This window comes from Paracidovorax cattleyae (genome assembly GCF_900104515.1).
GTDB classification, from domain to species: Bacteria; Pseudomonadota; Gammaproteobacteria; order Burkholderiales; family Burkholderiaceae_C; genus Paracidovorax; species Paracidovorax cattleyae.
Genome location: NZ_FNJL01000001.1, coordinates 255877 through 273040 on the forward strand (window position 1 = coordinate 255877; position 17164 = coordinate 273040).

Here is a 17164-nt window from a genome sequence, read left to right on the forward strand (position 1 = left end):
GAGTCAGGGCACGGGCAGGCCGCCGATGCGCCCCTTGAATTCCTGCAGCGAAAAGTAGCTGTGCACCCTGCGCACGCCGGGCAGGCGGTGCAGGCGGTTCTGCAGCAGTTCGGAATAGGCGTCCAGGTCGCGGGTGACGACCACCAGCATGAAATCCTCCGGGCCGGAGATGCCATGGAACATGACCACCTCCGGAATGGCACATACCGCCTCCTCGAAAGGCAGGGACGATGCTTCGGTCTGGTGATCGATTCCGATCATCACGAATACCATCACTCCCAGGCCGAGCGCGCGCCGGTTGAGGGTCGCATGGTAGCCCGCGATCACGCCGTCTTCTTCCAGACGCTTCACGCGGCGCCAGCACGGGGACTGCGAGAGATGGGCCATCTGTGCCAGTTCACCGGACGTGAGCCGGCCGTTGTCCTGCAGGGCCGATACCAGCTGCCGGTCCGTACGATCCAGTTCGGTTTGCATAGATATTCCCCAGAAACGCCGAAATGAGAAGGATTTTCCAATTTTCCGGCATGTAGGGATTAAACGACACCGTGCGGATGCGGGCTGCCTAGGATGCGCGCGTTGGCGGCGTTGCCGCTGCGAGGAGCCTTCCCATGACCACGACCCGCTCTCTTTGGGACATTTCCGCGCCGGTGCATGCCGGCAGCCCGGTGTTTCCCGGCGACACGGCCTATGCGCAGCAGTGGTGCGCCACCATCGGGCCGCAATGCCCGGTGAACGTGAGCGCGGTGACAATGTCGCCCCATGTGGGCACGCATGCGGACGCGCCACTGCACTACGACCCGAAGGGCGCGTCGATCGGCGACGTGTCCCTGGACGCTTTCATCGGACCCTGCCGCGTGATCCACGCGATCGGCAAGGGCCCGCTGGTCGCATGGGAACACATTGCCCACGCGCTGGGCGCCGACCGGCCCGCCCTGCCGCAGCGCGTGCTCGTGCGCACCTATGAGCGCATGCCGGTGGACCGCTGGGATGCCGCGCTGGCCGCCTACGCACCGGACACCATCGAACGCCTGGCCGACCTGGGCGTGGTCCTGGTGGGCATCGACACCGCCAGCATCGACCCCGCCCGCAGCAAGTCGCTGGACAGCCACCAGGTGATCCGCCGGCGCGGGCTGCGGGTGCTGGAGAACCTCGTGCTCGATGCGGTTCCCGAGGGCGACTACGAACTCATCGCCCTGCCCCTGAAGCTCGCCACCGCGGACGCCTCGCCCGTGCGCGCCGTTTTGCGGGCGCTGGCCTGACGCGGGCTGCCCGCCGCATCCATCCATTCCCGACTCTTTTCTGGCCCTTCCCTCACCATGACCACACTCGACGATTGCCGCGCCCTGGACGCGCACGACCCGCTGCGCCCGCTGCGCGGCCATTTCCAGCTGCCCGAGGGCGTGATCTACCTCGACGGAAACTCCCTGGGCGTGCTGCCGAAGGCCGCCCCTGCTCGCATCGCCGAGGTGGTGGAGCAGGAATGGGGCGCGGACCTGATCCGCTCGTGGAACAGCGCGAGCTGGTTCGACCTGCCGCAGCGGCTGGGCAACCAGCTCGCGCCGCTGATCGGCGCAGGGGCCGGCGAAGTCGTCTGCACGGACAGCACGTCCATCAACCTCTACAAGGTGCTGAGCGCGGCGCTGAACATCGCCCGCGAGGACGCGCCCACGCGCCGCCGCATCGTGAGCGAGCGCAGCAACTTTCCCACCGACCTCTACATCGCCGAAGGCCTGTGCCGCGAGCGCGGCCTGGAACTGGTGCTGGTGGAGCCCGAAGAGATTCCTGCCGCGCTCACCGGCGACGTGGCGGTGCTGATGCTCACGCACGTCAACTACCGCACTGGCGCGATGCACGACATGGCGGCCGTCACCGCCGCGGCGCACGCACAGGGCATTCTCTGCGTATGGGACCTCGCGCACAGCGCCGGTGCCGTGCCCGTGGACCTGCGCGGCGCGGGTGCGGACTTCTCGATCGGCTGCGGCTACAAGTACCTCAATGGCGGCCCGGGCGCCCCGGCGTTCGCCTGGGTGCATCCGCGCCATGCCGACCGCTTCTGGCAGCCCCTGTCGGGCTGGTGGGGCCACGCAGCACCGTTCGCGTTCACGCCGGACTACCAGCCGGCACCCGGCATCGCTCGCTACCTGTGCGGCACCCAGCCCATCATCAGCCTCTCGGCACTGCAATGCGGCCTGGACGTGTTCACCGCCGCACGGCCGCTGGGCGGCATGCAGGCGCTGCGCGCGAAATCGCTGGCGCTGACGGACCTGTTCATCCGGCTGGTGGAGGAGCGTTGCCCCGGCCACGGCCTGGGCCTGGCGACACCCCGCGAGCATGCGCGGCGCGGCTCCCAGGTGTGCCTGACGCGCGATGAAGGCCGGGGCGTGGACGGCCGGGGCAGCGGCGCCTATGCCATCGTGCAGGCGCTGATCGCGCGCGGCGTGATCGGCGACTTCCGCAAGGGCGATGGCGGCCAGGGGCCGCACAAGGACATCCTGCGCTTCGGCTTCACCCCGCTCTATCTCGGCTTCGAGGACGTGTGGAATGCCGTGGAGCACCTGCGCGCCGTCCTGGACGCTGGCGAATGGCGCCGGCCCGAATTCAACCAGCGACACGCCGTGACCTGAAGGCCGGCAGGAGACATCGCACCATGTGCCCCCATGCCACGCAAGCATCCAGCGCGCCTTCATCCGCGCCCCCTTCCGCGCACGCGTCCCAGCCCGAAGCCATCGTGCACGAGGAGCGCGCGCAACTCGATTTCAGCCGCGACATGAGCTATGGCGACTACCTGCAGCTCGACGCGATCCTGACCGCGCAGAAGCCGCTGTCGCCCAACCACAATGAAATGCTCTTCATCGTGCAGCACCAGACCAGCGAGCTGTGGATGAAGCTGATGCTGCACGAGCTGCGCGCCGCGATCGACCATGTCGCGCAGGGCGACCTGCCGCCGGCATTCAAGATGCTCGCGCGCGTGTCCAAGATCATGGAACAGCTGGTCCATGCCTGGGATGTGCTTGCCACGATGACGCCGCCCGAGTACAGCGCCATCCGGCCCTACCTCGCGCAGTCGAGCGGCTTCCAAAGCTACCAGTACCGCTGCATCGAGTTCTCGCTGGGCAACAAGAACGCGGCGATGCTCAAGCCGCACGCGCACCGGCCGGATCTGCTCGCGCTGGTGCAGGCGGCCTACGAAGCGCCATCGCTCTACGATGAGGCGCTGCGGCTGCTGGCCCGTCGGGGCATTCCCGTGCCCGCGAGCCACACGGACCGCGACTGGACGCAGCCCTATGCCGAGAGCGATGCGGTGGAAACCGCCTGGCTCACCGTCTATCGCGATACGCAGCGCTACTGGGACCTCTACCAATTGGGCGAGAAGCTCACGGACCTGGAAGACGCCTTCCGTCTCTGGCGCTTCCGCCACGTGACCACGGTGGAGCGCGTGATAGGCTTCAAGCGCGGCACCGGCGGCACGGGCGGCGTGAGCTACCTGCGGCGCATGCTGGATGTGGTGCTGTTTCCGGAGATCTGGAAGTTGCGCACGAGTCTCTGACCCCCTGGAGTCGCCCTGGGCCATGCGGCTCGCTGCAGGCGCGCTCGCCTACCGGCTGCTGCCGGGACCCGCAACCATCGCGTCCACGGCCTCGCCCCGGTAAAGCCAGGGCTGGTCGAGCAGCCGCGCACCGAGCAGGCGCAGGGAGGCGTCACGGGCCCAGCGCACGGGACCCGTGGCGTGGAAGATCCTGCCGTTGCGCTCGGCCCTGGCCTGCACGCGCGCATTGCGCAGCCAACGACCGCCCGCGTAGCGCGCCAGGCGGCCAGGCACATCGCCGCTGCCACCGGACAGGGCGAGCCCGAGCGCGGCGGCGTCCTCGATAGCCATGCCGGCGCCCTGGGCCAGATAGGGCCGCATCGGATGGGCGGCATCGCCCAGCAGGGCCACCCTGCCGTGCGCCATCTCGTGCGGTCCGGACAGCGGAGCCCGGTCGGACAGCGGCCACAGACGCCAGCCGCCGCCCGCCTGCGGCACTGCGCGCACGAGGTCCTGCAGCGCCGCGCAGGTGGGGCGCAGCGCCCCTTCCAGATCCCCCGCATTGCCGGCATGGTCCCAGTGGTCGAGATCCTCGGGCGCCCGTCCATGGCGGATGGCGACGATGTTCATGAGTTCGCCGCGGCGCACCGGATACTGCACGACATGCAGCCCCGGCCCCAGCCAGGCCGTGACCTGCGCGGTGCGCAGGCGCTGGGGCAGCGCATGCTGGGGCACCACCGTCCGGTAGGCCAGATGGCCGGATATCCGCGCGGGCTCGGCGCCCAGCAGCCGGGCGCGCGTGGCGCTGCGCAGTCCATCGGCACCGACGAAGGCGTCGCCCTGCACCTGGTGGCCCGCCACGGTGCGCACCGTGATCCCTGCAGCATGCTCCCCGTGATCCGCGATGGTCTCGCCGAGATGCAGCTCAACCCCGGGCCGGCTGCGCACGGCCTCCAGCAGCAGGCCGTGAAGGTCTGCGCGGTGGATGGCGACGTAAGGGGCTCCGTAGCGGGACGCGATGGCCGCGCCCAGCGGCATCGCCGCCAACACCCGGCCATCCAGCGCGCTGCGCACCTGCAGCCTGTCGGGATACGCGGCGACGGCCTGCAAAGCGGCCTCGAACCCCCAGGCGTGCAGCAGCCTCACCGCATTCGGCCCGAGCTGCACGCCTGCACCCACTTCGCTGAAAACGGGCGCGCGCTCGTACAGGTCCACCGACCAGCCCGCGCATGAAGCCGCCAGGGCCGCGGACAGGCCTCCTATGCCGCCGCCCGCGAGCAGGAGCCCGGGCTGTCGTGTGTATTGCATGGGTCGATTGTGCGGGTTGCCCCGGGCACCGGGGTCGAGGCAGGTCAAACCCGGGTGCCGCCGCGGGCGGATCAGAGGGCCGGGCGCAGCGCCCTCTCCAGCACGGCAGCGGGTGCCGGCCGCCCGAAGAGGTGGCCCTGAAACGCCTTGCAGCCGTGGCGCTGCAGGAATTTCAGCTGGCCCGTGGTCTCCACCCCTTCGGCGACCACCTCCAGGTCGAGGCTGCGGGCGAGCGCGAGGATGGTCCGCACGATGGCTGCGTCGTTGGGGTCGGTGAGCACGTCGCGCACGAAGCTCTGGTCGATCTTGAGCTGGTCCAGCGGCAGCCGCTTGAGGTAGGCGAGTGAAGAATAGCCCGTGCCGAAATCGTCGATGGCGAAACCCACCCCGTGCGCCCGCAGCTGCTCCATGCGCGCGATCACCTCTTCCACGTCCGCCATGAGCAGGCTTTCGGTGAGCTCGATCTTCAGCAGCCGCGGCTGCGCTCCGCTGCGGCGCAGGGTCTGCAGCAGCTGGTCCACGAAATCGGGCTGGCGGAACTGGCGCACGCTCACGTTCACTGCAAGCACGAGCTGCGCCGTGGTGGCGCTGCGGCTCCATGCCACCAGTTGGGCGCAGGCCCGCTCCAGCACCCATTGCCCCAGCGGGATGATCAGCCCGCCCTGCTCCGCCGCCGGGATGAATTCCCCGGGCATCACCAGGCCGCGCTGCGGGTGGCGCCAGCGTACCAGCGCCTCCGCGCCCAGCATGCTGCCGTCGCCGTTCACCAGGGGCTGGTAGTGCAGCAGGAGTTCGTCCGACTCGAGCGCTTGCCGCAGCTCCGATTCGAGCGCCGCGCGCGCGAGAACCGCCTGCAGCATGGAGGGATCGAAAAAGCGGACCGTGTTGCGACCGGCGGCCTTGGCCTGGTACATGGCGAGATCGGCATGCTTGAGCAGGTCGTCCACGCCGGCCGCGTGCCCCGTTCCACCCCCGAACAGCGCCAGCCCGATGCTGGGCGTAGTGTGGTGGTATCCCATCCCGCCGACCGCATAGGGCCTGCCCAGCGCCGCGGCGATCCGGTTCGCCAGCACGGCCGCATCGGCGCGGGCCCGGTGCATGTCGCCCGGCAGGCCTTCGGCCAGCACCACGAACTCATCGCCGCCGAACCGGCTCACCGTGTTCGCCGCACCAGCGCAGGCGAGCAGGCGCTGCGCCGCCTGCACGAGAAGGCGATCGCCCATGTCGTGCCCGAGCGTGTCGTTGAGGTCCTTGAAGTTGTCCAGATCGAGGAAAAGCAGCGCGCCGTGGCTGCGTTCCTGCGCCGCCGTGCCGATGGCGCGGTGCAGGCGGTCGGTGAGCAGGCGCCGGTTGGGCAGGCCGGTCAGCGGATCGAAGAATGCCAGGCGTTCGATTTCCGCGTCGACGCGCTTGCGCTCGGTGATGTCCCGGCCGACGCCCCGGTAGCCCAGAAAGGCGCCATCCGCGCTGAAGACCGGGATCCCGCTCACGGACACCCAGTGCACGCGCCCGTTGGCCCCGGTACGCTGCAGTTCCAGGTCCCGGAAGGGCTGGCGCGCCGCCAGGAGCCGCCGATGCTCCACCCAGTCCTGCGCGGAGAGATTGGAAGCGCCCAGTTCCCACCGTGTCCGGCCGACCACTTCCTCCGGTGAAATGCCCATGCCCTTGAGGCCCTGGTTGACGTGGACGAAACGGTGCTCGGCATCCTGTTCCCAGTACCAGTCGGACGACAGATCGCACAGGCTGCGGAACCGCGCCTCGCTGAGCCGCAATTCCGACTGCAGGAGCATGTGCGGGGTCACGTCGGAAAAGGTGCGCAGCCACTCCCCGCCCGGCAGGGGCGCGGTGAAGACCTCAAGCATGCGGCCGTCGGGTGTCTTGCGCCAATAGACACCGGGGGGCGGAAGGGCGTCGCCGCTCTCCACGTACGGGCGTCCCCGCTCGTCCACCCGCTCGAAGCCCGGTCCGAAATCGCCGCGCTGCGCCTGCCATTGCTTGACTTCCGCCAGGGTGGGTACGGCATCGAGCAATGTGCGCGGAAGATCGAGCATCCCGGGCAGGCGGTCGTTGTAGAAGAGAACGCGGCGGTCCGGCCCGAGGATGAGCAGGCCGGACGCCATATGGTCGAGCGCCGTGTGCAGCATTTCCGGCGTCGCGGCATGGCCGGGCGGGCTGGCGGCCCCGCCCCCCTCCGGCCGGGCCATCCCCTGCCGCATCCCGTCGATGCCGCCCCGCTCGCAGGAAGCCAGCAGGGCCGACAGCCGCAGGGCCAGTTCGCGCATGGTGCCGTCGCCCGGCCCCGAGCGCAGGACATAGTCTCCGGGACCGGCACGCAGCGCCCTGGCCGCCAGGGCCTCCTGCTGGGGGTGCGCGTCGAGGTACAGCAGCAGCGGCAGGCGCCGGCCAGGCTGCACGGACCATGCCGGCAGTGTCACCGCGTGCGGTGGCGGCACCAGCACCACGGCGTCGAATCCGGTGCCCGGGCCGGGCCCGTCGCGCATCGACATCCAGGAGATCGGGACCACGTCCCAGGCATGTCCCCAGTGCCCGCCTTGCGATGCCAGGGACGCCGCTGCCGCGGAGCACTCGCCGGCCGCTCCGGCGTCTATCCAGCCGATGCGCATGTTCAGAGCACCGCGCCGGCGGTTCCCTGGGCAGCGGCGGGCTCCGCCGGACCGGTAAGGTCGTGCTCGCGCTCGAAGTCCTCCAGCGGCACCGGCTTGCCGAACAGGTAGCCCTGGAAGCCCTCGCAGCCGTGCAGCTTGAGAAAGCTCAGCTGGCCCGCGGTTTCCACGCCTTCGGCCACGACCTGCAGGTCGAGGCTCTTTGCCAGCGCCAGGATGGTGCGGACGATGGCGGCGTCGTTGGGATCGGTGAGCACGTCGCGCACGAAGCTCTGGTCGATCTTCACCAGATCCAGCGGCAGGCGCTTGAGGTAGCTCAGGGACGAATACCCGGTGCCGAAGTCGTCGAGCGCGAAGCCTACGCCGACCCGCTTGAGCTGCGCCATGCGGCCGATGGTGTCCTCCACGTCGCCCAACAGCAGGCTTTCGGTGAGCTCGAGCTTGAGCCGCTGCGGATTGGCCCCGGTGCCCGCGAGCGTTCCCAGCACCTCCGCCACGAAATCGGGCTGGCGGAACTGCCGGGCGCTCACGTTCACCGCGATGGTGAAGGCGGCCGTGGCGGGATGGGCAGCCCAGCGCACGAGCTGCTCGCACGCGGTCTGCAGCACCTGCCGGCCCAGCGGGAGGATGAGGCCGGTCTCCTCGGCGAGCGGGATGAAGTCGGCCGGGCTCACCAGGCCCTTCACGGGATGCTGCCAGCGCACCAGTGCCTCCGCGCCGCACAGGCGCGTGCTGCCGTCCACGATGGGCTGCAGGTGCACGGTGAGCTCCTGCCGCGCGATGCCCTGGCGCAGATCCGACTCCAGCTGCGAGCGCGCCGTCACCTGGGCCTGCATGTCCGGGTCGAAGAACCGCTGGGTGTTACGTCCGGCGGCCTTGGCCTGGTACATGGCGAGATCGGCGCGCTTGAGCAGTTCGTCCACGCTGCGCCGCTGATCTCCGAAGAGGGTGATACCGATGCTGGGTGTGCTGTAGTGCTGCTGCGTCCCCATCTCGAAGGGCCGGTTGAGCTGGGCCAGCAGCTTCTCCGCGACCTGCTCGGCCTGCAGCGCTGCCTGCGCGGTGTCGGCGTCCAGGCCTTCGAGCATGACCACGAATTCGTCGCCCCCGAAACGGGCCACGGTATCGGAGGTGCGCACGCACTCCTGCAGCCGCTGCGCCACCTGCACGAGCAGGCGGTCCCCCATGTCGTGGCCGAGGGTGTCGTTGAGATCCTTGAAGTTGTCCAGGTCGATGAAGAGCAGCGCACCCAGCTTTTCGTTGCGCTGGCAGGCGGCGCCAGCCCGCTGCAGGCGGTCCAGCAGCAGGCGCCGGTTCGGCAGCCCGGTCAGGGCGTCGAAGAAGGCCAGCAGCTCGATCTGCTGCTCGGCCTTCTTGCGGTCGGTGATGTCGCGGCTCACGCTGAGCAGCCCCGTGACGTGCCCGCGCATGTCGCGGATCGGGGTCTTGATGGTCTCGAAGTAGCCGGCATAGCCGTCTTCGGCGAAGGTGAGCGTTTCCTCGTACACCAGGGGCTGCCAGGCGGCCATCGCCCGCTCGTCGAGCTGTCGCACGCGGGCGGCCTCGATGGGCGCCATCAGCTCCTCGTCGCCCAGGCCGAGGATGTCGCGCTCGCGCCGGCCCAGGTAGCGCTCGAAGACCGGGTTGCAGGACAGGTAGCGCCCGGACGCATCCTTGAGAAACACCACGTCCGGGATGGCGTTGACAAGGCTCGCGAGCCGGGAGCGCTGCTGGCTCAGCTCCAGTGCCAGGTGCTTCTGCTCCGTCACATCGACGGCGAACACCATGATCGCCACGACGCGACCGTCCGACCCGGTCTCCGGGATGATGGTGGTGTGGAAGAACTCCGGTCCTTTACCCCTGTAGGGCGAGCGGTAGTCGAACACTACCGGCCGCCCCTGCAGGGCCCGCAGCAGATGCGGATGCAGGGACTGCACGAGTTCCGCGGACAGGACCTCGGAAGCGCGCCGCCCCTCCAGCTCCTGCGGCGTGCGCCGCAGCCACTGGGCCTGCGACGGATTCACATAGAGGATGCGCAGGTCGCGGTCGAGGCGGGAGATGCCCCCCGGCATGCGGCCCAGCAGGCTGGCGAGCTGGATTTCGTGCGCCCGGCTGAGGTCCTGCGCCTCCCGCTGCTCTGTCACGTCGGTGAGGACGCCGTCCCAGATGACCCGGCCGCTCCCCCCCTTCAGCAACCGCGGGGAGGAGCTCAGCCGTATCCACCGCGGCGCGCCGTCCATGCGCCGCATCCGCACCACCGACTCCCCCACGCCCATGGTGCGGTAGGAGACTTCGTCCGCATCGGCCTGGGCCGCCCGGTCCTCGGGATCGATGCGGTCGAACAGGCGTTGAGCATCTTCCATGACATCGGCGGCGCGCACCCCCACGAGCCGTTCCAGCGCTTCGCCCATGTGGACGAACCGGCGCCGGCCGTCGGGCTCGCGGACCATCTGATAGAGCACGCTGTCGGGCAGGTTGCGGCCGAGCAGCTGCAGCCGCGACTCGCTGTCGCGCAGGCGGGACTCCGCCTCCCGCAGCCGGGCATAGGGCAGGCGGACACCGGCGATGAACACCGCCTGGAACAGCACGGCGTAGCCCACCACATGCAGGGCGTGCGCCAGCATCCGGGCCCAATGAAGCCGGTCCGGCGGAAGCGCCACCAGGAGCTGCGCCGCCGCCATCGCCACGGCGGCAGCGGCCATCGTGCGGCGCCGGCCATGGCGTTGCACCGCGGCGTCCGCGCTGCGCTGGCGCATGCCGTAGAAAAGGCCGGCGGACAGGACCATGATAGCGCCGGACACCAGCGCGGCGACACGCATCGGCGCGTGGCCCGAGGCGATCAGCCAGTCGCGGGGGCCGTCCGTCGTGGCCGTCCAGACAATGGCCAGGGACAGCAGGGCCGACACCAGGGCCCAGGCCATGCCGGGGCCTGCGGCCGACGCGCGCAGGGCGAACAGGAGCAGCGTCACCGACTCCGCACCGTGGCCCCAGAGAGAGAAGTAGTGCGAAACCGCCACCTGCGCGTCCTGGCCCGCTCCCAGCGGCTGGTGCGACAGGACGCCGTGGAAGAAGTTGCACACGGCAGCGGTCGCCAGGCCCACCACCAGGATGTTGGCGCGGCCCTGCGCGCTTTCATCCAGCATGTGCAGCGACACCGACACGGCCAGCACGCCGATCAGCACCGCCACCATGTCCAGGAACTGCTCGACGCCGTGGGGGCCGTCCAGGCCCGTGCCCAGCAGCTGCATGACGGGGACGAACATCGCCGCCATGCCGGCCACCACCAGCACGGCGGTGACCGCCGGGCTTTCGGAAAACGGGGCGCGGCGGACGGAGCCGGCGGACGGCGGGCGGAACAGGCGCATGGATGGGTCGAGGTGGCCGGCTGTGACGAGTTTATGCCTTGAACATATCGTCACAAGTGTATCGATCCCGCCGGGCGGACGGTTGCCGCCGGTCTGCCCGGCCGCGCGCTCGTCAGGCAGTCAGCAACTGGCGCAGCACATAAGGAAGGATGCCGCCGGCACGGTAGTAGTCCACCTCGATCGGGGTGTCGATGCGCAGCGTCACCGCCACCTCCCGCTGCGAGCCGTCGGGCCGGCGGATCACGAGCCGCGCCTCGCTCTGCGGGGTGAGCGCCGGGTCGGGCACCACGTCGATGGTCTCGTCGCCGCGCAGCTCCAGGGATTCCCAGGAGTCCGAGCCCCGGAACTGCAGCGGCAGCACCCCCATGCCCACGAGGTTGGACCGGTGGATGCGTTCGAAGCTGCGCGCGACCACCGCCTTGATGCCCAGCAGCTGCGTGCCCTTGGCCGCCCAGTCGCGGCTGGAGCCGGTGCCGTACTCCTCGCCGGCGAAGATCACCGTGGGCGTGTTCTGCGCCATGTACTGCATCGCCGCGTCGAAGATGAACATCTTCGTGCCCTGGTGGGAGCCTTCGTTCTGGAAGATGGTCAGCCCGCCCTCCTCGCGCGATCCGTCCTCCTTCGGCGGGATCATGAGGTTCTTGATGCGCACGTTGGCGAACGTGCCGCGCATCATCACGTCATGGTTGCCGCGGCGTGCGCCGTAGCTGTTGAAGTCCTGCTTCATCACGCCGTGCTGCAGCAGCCACTGGCCGGCGGGCGAGGTTTCCTTGATCGAGCCGGCCGGGGAAATGTGGTCGGTGGTGATCGAGTCGCCGAAGAGGGCCATGATGCGCGCGCCCAGCACCGAGGTGCCGCCACCCTCCGCCGCCTCCAGCGCGAAGTTGGCGAAGAACGGGGGCTCCGCGATGTAGGTGCTGGCGGGCCAGTTGTAGGTGTCGCCGGAAACACCCTGGATCCTGCCCCAGAGAGCGCCCGGGTCGGTCTTGACCCGGCCGTAGTTCTCGCGGAATGCCTTGCCGTTCATCGCATGCTTCATGAGCTGGTGCACTTCGTCGCTGCTGGGCCAGATATCGCCCAGGTACACGTCGCGGCCGCCACGCCCCCTGCCCACCGGCTCGGTCATCAGGTCGCGCAGCACCGTGCCGGCAATGGCATAGGCCACCACCAGGGGCGGGCTCGCGAGGAAGTTGGCCTTGATGTTGGGATGGATGCGCGCCTCGAAATTGCGGTTGCCCGAGAGCACGGCGGCGCAGACGAGGTCGCTGCCCGTGATGGCATCGTTGATCTCGGGCGCGAGGTCTCCTGCGTTGCCGATGCAGGTCGTGCAGCCATAGCCCGCCACGGCAAAGCCCAGCTTCTCGAGGTAGGGCAGCAGGCCGGTCTCGCTCAGGTACTGCGTGACGATGCGCGAGCCCGGCGCCAGCGAGGTCTTGATGTGCGGCTGGACCTTCAGGCCTGCCTCCACCGCCTTCTTCGCCAGCAGGCCTGCCGCGAGCAGCACGCTCGGGTTGGACGTGTTGGTGCAACTGGTGATTGCCGCGATCAGCACGTCACCGTTGCCGATCGTGGGATCGGCGCCCCTGGCGGGCAGCCGCACGGAGGGATCGGCATGCTTGACGGCGAGCTGGGGCTTGTTGTGCTCCATCTCCACGAGGAAGCGCGGTCCGCCGGCAGGCGCGGCCTTCTCGGCCGGCACGCCCTCGCGCACGTCCTCCTCGCCGCGATGGATGTGGTGGCGCGTGTGCAGCAGCTCCACAGGCCGGTTGAAGCCGCTCTCCGCGGCCGGCCTGGAGAACAGCGTGGTGAACTGCTCCTTCACCTTGCCGAGCTCGATGCGGTCCTGCGGCCGCTTCGGGCCGGCCAGGCTGGGAGTGACGTCTCCCAGGTCCAGGCGCACCACCTGCGAATAATCGATCTCGCCGGCCTGCGGCACGCCGAACAGGCCCTGCGCACGGAAATACGCCTCGAAGGCCTCGATCTCCGCCTTGGTACGGCCCGTGCCTTTGAAGTAGTCGATGGTCTTCTCGTCCACCGGGAAGAAACCCATGGTGGCGCCGTACTCGGGCGCCATGTTGCCGATGGTCGCCCGGTCGGGCAGCGCCAGGGTGCGCGTGCCTTCCCCGAAGAATTCGACGAACTTGCCCACCACCTTGTGGCGGCGCAGGATCTCGGTCACCGTCAGCACAAGGTCGGTGGCCGTCACGCCCTCGCGCAGCTGGCCCGTCAGCTCGAAGCCCACCACGTCGGGCGTGAGGAAATAGACCGGCTGGCCCAGCATCGCCGCCTCGGCCTCGATGCCACCCACGCCCCAGGCCACCACGCCGATGCCGTTGATCATGGTGGTGTGGCTGTCGGTGCCGACCAGGGTGTCTGGGTAATGGACGCCATCGGCACGCCCGTGGACGCCGCGCGCAAGATATTCCAGGTTCACCTGGTGCACGATGCCGAAGCCCGGAGGCACCACCCCGAAGGTGTCGAAAGCCTGCATGCCCCACTTCATGAACTCGTAGCGCTCGCGGTTGCGCTGGAATTCGAGCTTCATGTTCAGGTCCAGGGCCTTCTTCGTGCCGTAGTAATCGACCATGATGGAATGGTCCACCACGAGGTCCACGGGCACGAGCGGCTCGATCTTCTTGGGCTTCTTGCCGAGCCGCTGGGCCACGCTGCGCATGGCGGCCAGGTCGGCCAGCAGGGGGACCCCGGTGAAATCCTGCAGCACCACGCGCGACACGATGAAGGGAATCTCGTCCTTGCGGTCGTCGACCGCCTGCCATGTCGCGAGCTCCTCCACGTGCTCGGGCGTCACCTTCAGGCCGTCGCAATTGCGGAGGACGGACTCCAGGACGATGCGGATGGATACCGGCAGGCGCTTGACGGACGGGAACTTCCGCGCCAGGGCGGGAAGGGAATAGAACTGGCCGCTTTTACCCGACGCGGTCGTGAATGTCTGCAAGGTGGATGCGAAAGCGTGGCGGGGAACCACGGGGGACTTCGAGGCCATGTAGCACTACTCCTTTAATGGGGCGACGCTCCCATTTTGGCAGTCCGGGATTTCAATGCAAATGTAGGGCGAAGTGCCCGCAGCCGCAGCGCTCGCCAACCGCAACCCGGCCGCTGCGGGCACGTTCGCCGCCCCACCACCACCGTCCTTGGGAATCACCCATACACATGGAAAGCGCCAAACTCCTGCATTACCGCAGCAGAAAATGTGCTATGGGACATGCAGTCGATATTGCCGCGGCGCCACCAGTCCTGCGCGCATATCGGGCCGCCCCATCCACCGGCGCAAAACGCCATGTGCATTCACCATCGCCGACCCGGAGGAATCCGCGGCGATGAAACCCCTGTCACGGGCAATAAAAAACCCGCCGAAGGGCGGGTTGGGTCAGCTCTGCAGGAAAGGCCGGCCGGCCCGGTGGCCAGGGCGAAGGGCCTTCCGGACTGCGCCATCAAATGGCGAACTGTTCGCGATTTTCGTTCTGAATCCATTTGGGCGCCTTGCCACGGCCCGTCCACGTCTGGCCGGTGGCCGGATTGCGGTATTTGGGGGCCACCTTGGTGCCGGCGCTCGCGCTGCGGGCACGGCCTGACGGGAATACGTCTTCCGCCTTGAGGCCATACTCGGACACGAGCGAACGCACCTGGGCGATCGCATCCGACAACTCGCGGCGGCGTGCCTCGTTGATTTGCTGCTCGAGTTGCTCGCGCTGCTTCAGCAGTTCCTTGTAGCTGGTGTTCATGTCGGTCATGCGTGTGGAGTGGATAACAAGGATTGCATTATAGAAACTATTTTCGAATACGTGCAGGTTTTACGGGCATTCATAAAAGGACCTCCACGCGCTGCGCTCCGGGAACTTTGAAAGCGGAAACTCCTCGAATCCCGCCCCTTGCACGGTCCGTCCGGCCGACAGGGGCTTCCGGTCGAATCACAATAGCGCTCTTCCATAACCCTGCCGCACCACGGCCCATCCCCATGGCTCTCTACTGCATTGGCGATATTCAAGGCTGCGACGCAGCGCTGCAGCGCCTGCTCGACACGGTGGATTTCTCCCCCAGCCGCGATACGGTTTATCTGCTGGGAGACCTCGTGAACCGCGGCCCGCAATCGGAGGCCGTGCTGCGGCGCTGCGCACGGGCCGGAGACAGCCTGCGCGCCCTGCTCGGAAACCATGACCTGCATTTGCTGGCCGCCGCCCATGGCGCGCGCAAGCCGTCGCGGCGCGACACCCTCGCCGGGGTGCTGCAGGCCCCCGACCGGGATGCACTCCTCGACTGGCTGAGGCAGCAGCCGCTGGCGCGCGATCACCGCCTGGGCGGCGAACGGCTGCTCATGGTGCACGCCGGCGTACTTCCCTCCTGGACGGTCGACGCCACGCTGGAGCATGCCGCAGAAGTGCAGGCGCAACTGCAGGGGGACGCATTGCCGGAATTCCTGCACGCCATGTACGGCAACACACCGGACCGGTGGAGCGACGGGCTTTCCGGCATGGACCGCTGGCGCACCATCGTGAATGCACTGACGCGGCTGCGTTTCTGTACACCGGATGGCCGGATGGATTTCGACAGCACAGAGGCGGCGGATGCGGCGCCGGACGGCCTGGTTCCCTGGTTCGACGCGCCCGGCAGGCGCACGCGCGACACGCTGGTGGCTTTCGGGCACTGGTCCACGCTCGGCTGGATGAACCGCCCCGACCTGCTGGCGCTGGATACCGGCTGTGTCTGGGGAGGCTGCCTCAGCGCCGTGCGGTTCGGCGCCACGCTGTCGGAACGTGAGCGCCTCAGCGTGCGCTGCGAACAGGCACAGGCACCGGGCTGAGCTCCGGGCCCGCGATGGGCCCGGACGTGCGGCCGGTCACTGGCCGGACGGGGTTTCCACGGCCGGCAGGGCGGCCTTGAAGAGCGCGGCGACCTTGCGCTTGGGCTTGATGTTGGCGGAAATGCCGCTGCGCGCAGGCTGCTGCCGGGAAGCGGCCTCCCAGGTGGGTGCCGCCTCGGCGGCCGGTGCCTCGTACGGCCTGTCGAAGAACGGATCGCGTGCCGCGGCGGGCGTTCGGTAACCGACGGGCGGACGGGAGTCGCGGCTTTCGCCACGGCTTTCCCGCCGGCCACGCGCGTCGCCGCCGGAGTCGTCGTCGCGCCAGGCACGGCGGCCGTCGTTGAAGCGGCCGCGCGGACGATCCTCTTCCACTTCCAGCGCTTCGAGCTCGATCTTCTTCTTGGTGAGCTTCTCGATGTCCGCCACCAGCCGGGCGTCGCTGCTCGACACCAGCGTGACGGCCAGGCCGGAGGCGCCCGCGCGCCCGGTGCGGCCAATGCGGTGCACGTAGTCTTCGGCGTTGAACGGCACGTCGAAATTGAACACCGCGGGCACGTCCTTGATGTCGAGGCCGCGGGCCGCGACGTCGGTGCACACCAGCAGGTCCACCTCGCCGCGCTTGAAGGCGTCCAGCGCCTTGAGGCGCTCGTCCTGGCTCTTGTCGCCGTGCAGCGCAGCGGCCTTCAGGCCCTCGCGCTCCAGGGTGCGCGCCAGGCGCGCACAGCCCAGCTTGCTGTTGACGAAGACGAAAGCCTGCTTCACGCCGCGCGTGCGCAGCACATGGTGGACGGCGCGGCGCTTGTCGTCGTCGCCCACGCTATAGAAGCGCTGCTCGACCGTGGACGCGGTCTCGTTGGGGCGCGCCACCTCGATCGTGATGGGGTCCTGCAGGTAGCTGCCCGCCAGGCGCTTGATCTCGGGAGAGAACGTGGCGGAGAACAGCAGCGTGGTGCGCGTCTTCGGCAGGTAGCTGAGGATGCGCTGCAGGTCGGGCAGGAAGCCGATGTCCAGCATGCGGTCGGCCTCGTCGAGCACGACGTACTCGACCTGGTTGAGTACCGCGTTCTTGGCCTCGATGTGGTCCAGCAGGCGGCCCGGCGTGGCCACGAGGACTTCGACGCCTTTCTTGAGCTCCAGCGTCTGGGGCTTCATGTCCATGCCGCCGAAGACCACGGTGCTGCGCAGCTTGGTGTATTTGGCGTAGAGCGCGATCTGCTGGGCGACCTGGTCGGCGAGTTCGCGCGTGGGCAGCAGCACCAGGGCGCGAACGGGATGGCGCGCCGGGGAGGTGGAGCTGTTCTCGTGCTTGAGCAGGCGCTGCAGGAGCGGCAGCGAGAATGCCGCCGTCTTGCCGGTGCCGGTCTGCGCGGCGCCCATCACATCCTTGCCGGCGAGTACCACGGGAATGGCCTCGGCCTGGATGGGGGTCATCGACGTGTAGCCCATCTCGGCCACGGCGCGCGCCAGCGGCTCGGCCAGCGATAAATTGGAGAAAGAACTTGTCATGTGCGGCCGATATTGT

At 68.8% G+C, this 17164-nt stretch carries 11 protein-coding genes; 4 read left to right on the plus strand and 7 right to left on the minus strand.

Annotated elements, in window-relative coordinates:
* Positions 1 to 3: 3 nt before the first annotated feature.
* The gene (locus BLR05_RS01235; RefSeq protein WP_092831878.1) at positions 4 to 474 is read right to left on the minus strand and encodes an Lrp/AsnC family transcriptional regulator; all 471 of its coding nucleotides are present in this window, start codon (positions 472 to 474) and stop codon (positions 4 to 6) included.
* Between the two features lie 134 nt (positions 475 to 608).
* Here BLR05_RS01235 and kynB point away from each other — a divergent pair, with 134 nt between their 5' ends.
* The 3 genes from kynB to kynA are packed head-to-tail and all read left to right on the plus strand — an operon-like array spanning position 609 to position 3547.
* Complete coding sequence (kynB, locus tag BLR05_RS01240; RefSeq protein WP_092831879.1) at positions 609 to 1259, plus strand: arylformamidase; 651 nt, start codon at positions 609 to 611, stop codon at positions 1257 to 1259.
* A gap of 57 nt (positions 1260 to 1316) precedes the next feature.
* Positions 1317 to 2624, plus strand: a complete 1308-nt coding sequence (gene kynU / locus BLR05_RS01245) for a kynureninase (RefSeq protein WP_092831880.1) — start codon at positions 1317 to 1319, stop codon at positions 2622 to 2624.
* A 23-nt stretch (positions 2625 to 2647) separates the two neighbouring features.
* Complete coding sequence (kynA, locus tag BLR05_RS01250; RefSeq protein ID WP_092831881.1) at positions 2648 to 3547, plus strand: tryptophan 2,3-dioxygenase; 900 nt, start codon at positions 2648 to 2650, stop codon at positions 3545 to 3547.
* 48 nt (positions 3548 to 3595) lie between these two features.
* On the opposite strand, the gene BLR05_RS01255 is transcribed toward kynA, so the two are convergent.
* From BLR05_RS01255 to BLR05_RS01275, 5 genes are all read right to left on the minus strand, one after another.
* Positions 3596 to 4834: an FAD-dependent monooxygenase gene (locus BLR05_RS01255; RefSeq protein ID WP_092831882.1), complete on the minus strand. Its 1239-nt coding sequence runs from the start codon at positions 4832 to 4834 to the stop codon at positions 3596 to 3598.
* A 71-nt stretch (positions 4835 to 4905) separates the two neighbouring features.
* Positions 4906 to 7458, minus strand: coding sequence for a putative bifunctional diguanylate cyclase/phosphodiesterase (locus BLR05_RS01260; RefSeq protein WP_092831883.1), 2553 nt, complete (start codon positions 7456 to 7458; stop codon positions 4906 to 4908).
* Between the two features lie 2 nt (positions 7459 to 7460).
* On the minus strand, positions 7461 to 10823 hold the full coding sequence (locus BLR05_RS01265) for an EAL domain-containing protein (protein WP_092831884.1): 3363 nt from the start codon (positions 10821 to 10823) through the stop codon (positions 7461 to 7463).
* Between the two features lie 112 nt (positions 10824 to 10935).
* On the minus strand, positions 10936 to 13827 hold the full coding sequence (locus tag BLR05_RS01270; protein ID WP_092831885.1) for an aconitate hydratase: 2892 nt from the start codon (positions 13825 to 13827) through the stop codon (positions 10936 to 10938).
* Between the two features lie 448 nt (positions 13828 to 14275).
* Positions 14276 to 14566 carry an H-NS histone family protein gene (locus tag BLR05_RS01275; protein ID WP_026431690.1) on the minus strand — a complete coding sequence of 97 codons (291 nt, stop codon included), beginning with the start codon at positions 14564 to 14566 and terminating at the stop codon, positions 14276 to 14278.
* Positions 14567 to 14799: 233 nt separating this feature from the next.
* Between BLR05_RS01275 and BLR05_RS01280 the strand changes: the two genes are divergently transcribed.
* Positions 14800 to 15642: a symmetrical bis(5'-nucleosyl)-tetraphosphatase gene (locus BLR05_RS01280; protein WP_092831886.1), complete on the plus strand. Its 843-nt coding sequence runs from the start codon at positions 14800 to 14802 to the stop codon at positions 15640 to 15642.
* 36 nt (positions 15643 to 15678) lie between these two features.
* Here the strand turns inward: BLR05_RS01280 and BLR05_RS01285 are convergent, their stop codons facing one another.
* Entirely contained in the window at positions 15679 to 17148 is a 1470-nt protein-coding gene (locus tag BLR05_RS01285; protein ID WP_092831887.1) for a DEAD/DEAH box helicase, read from the minus strand.
* Positions 17149 to 17164 lie beyond the last annotated feature (16 nt).

Excerpts from the sequence above, each read along its gene's own strand:
- BLR05_RS01260 (WP_092831883.1), bottom strand. The coding sequence starts at position 7,458 with ATGCGCATCGGCTGGATAGACGCCGGAGCGGCCGGCGAGTGCTCCGCG.
- BLR05_RS01255 (WP_092831882.1), bottom strand. The coding sequence starts at position 4,834 with ATGCAATACACACGACAGCCCGGGCTCCTGCTCGCGGGCGGCGGCATA.
- kynB (WP_092831879.1), top strand. The coding sequence starts at position 609 with ATGACCACGACCCGCTCTCTTTGGGACATTTCCGCGCCGGTGCATGCC.
- kynU (WP_092831880.1), top strand. The coding sequence starts at position 1,317 with ATGACCACACTCGACGATTGCCGCGCCCTGGACGCGCACGACCCGCTG.
- BLR05_RS01265 (WP_092831884.1), bottom strand. The coding sequence starts at position 10,823 with ATGCGCCTGTTCCGCCCGCCGTCCGCCGGCTCCGTCCGCCGCGCCCCG.
- BLR05_RS01285 (WP_092831887.1), bottom strand. The coding sequence starts at position 17,148 with ATGACAAGTTCTTTCTCCAATTTATCGCTGGCCGAGCCGCTGGCGCGC.
- BLR05_RS01280 (WP_092831886.1), top strand. The coding sequence starts at position 14,800 with ATGGCTCTCTACTGCATTGGCGATATTCAAGGCTGCGACGCAGCGCTG.
- BLR05_RS01275 (WP_026431690.1), bottom strand. The coding sequence starts at position 14,566 with ATGAACACCAGCTACAAGGAACTGCTGAAGCAGCGCGAGCAACTCGAG.
- kynA (WP_092831881.1), top strand. The coding sequence starts at position 2,648 with ATGTGCCCCCATGCCACGCAAGCATCCAGCGCGCCTTCATCCGCGCCC.
- BLR05_RS01235 (WP_092831878.1), bottom strand. The coding sequence starts at position 474 with ATGCAAACCGAACTGGATCGTACGGACCGGCAGCTGGTATCGGCCCTG.
- BLR05_RS01270 (WP_092831885.1), bottom strand. The coding sequence starts at position 13,827 with ATGGCCTCGAAGTCCCCCGTGGTTCCCCGCCACGCTTTCGCATCCACC.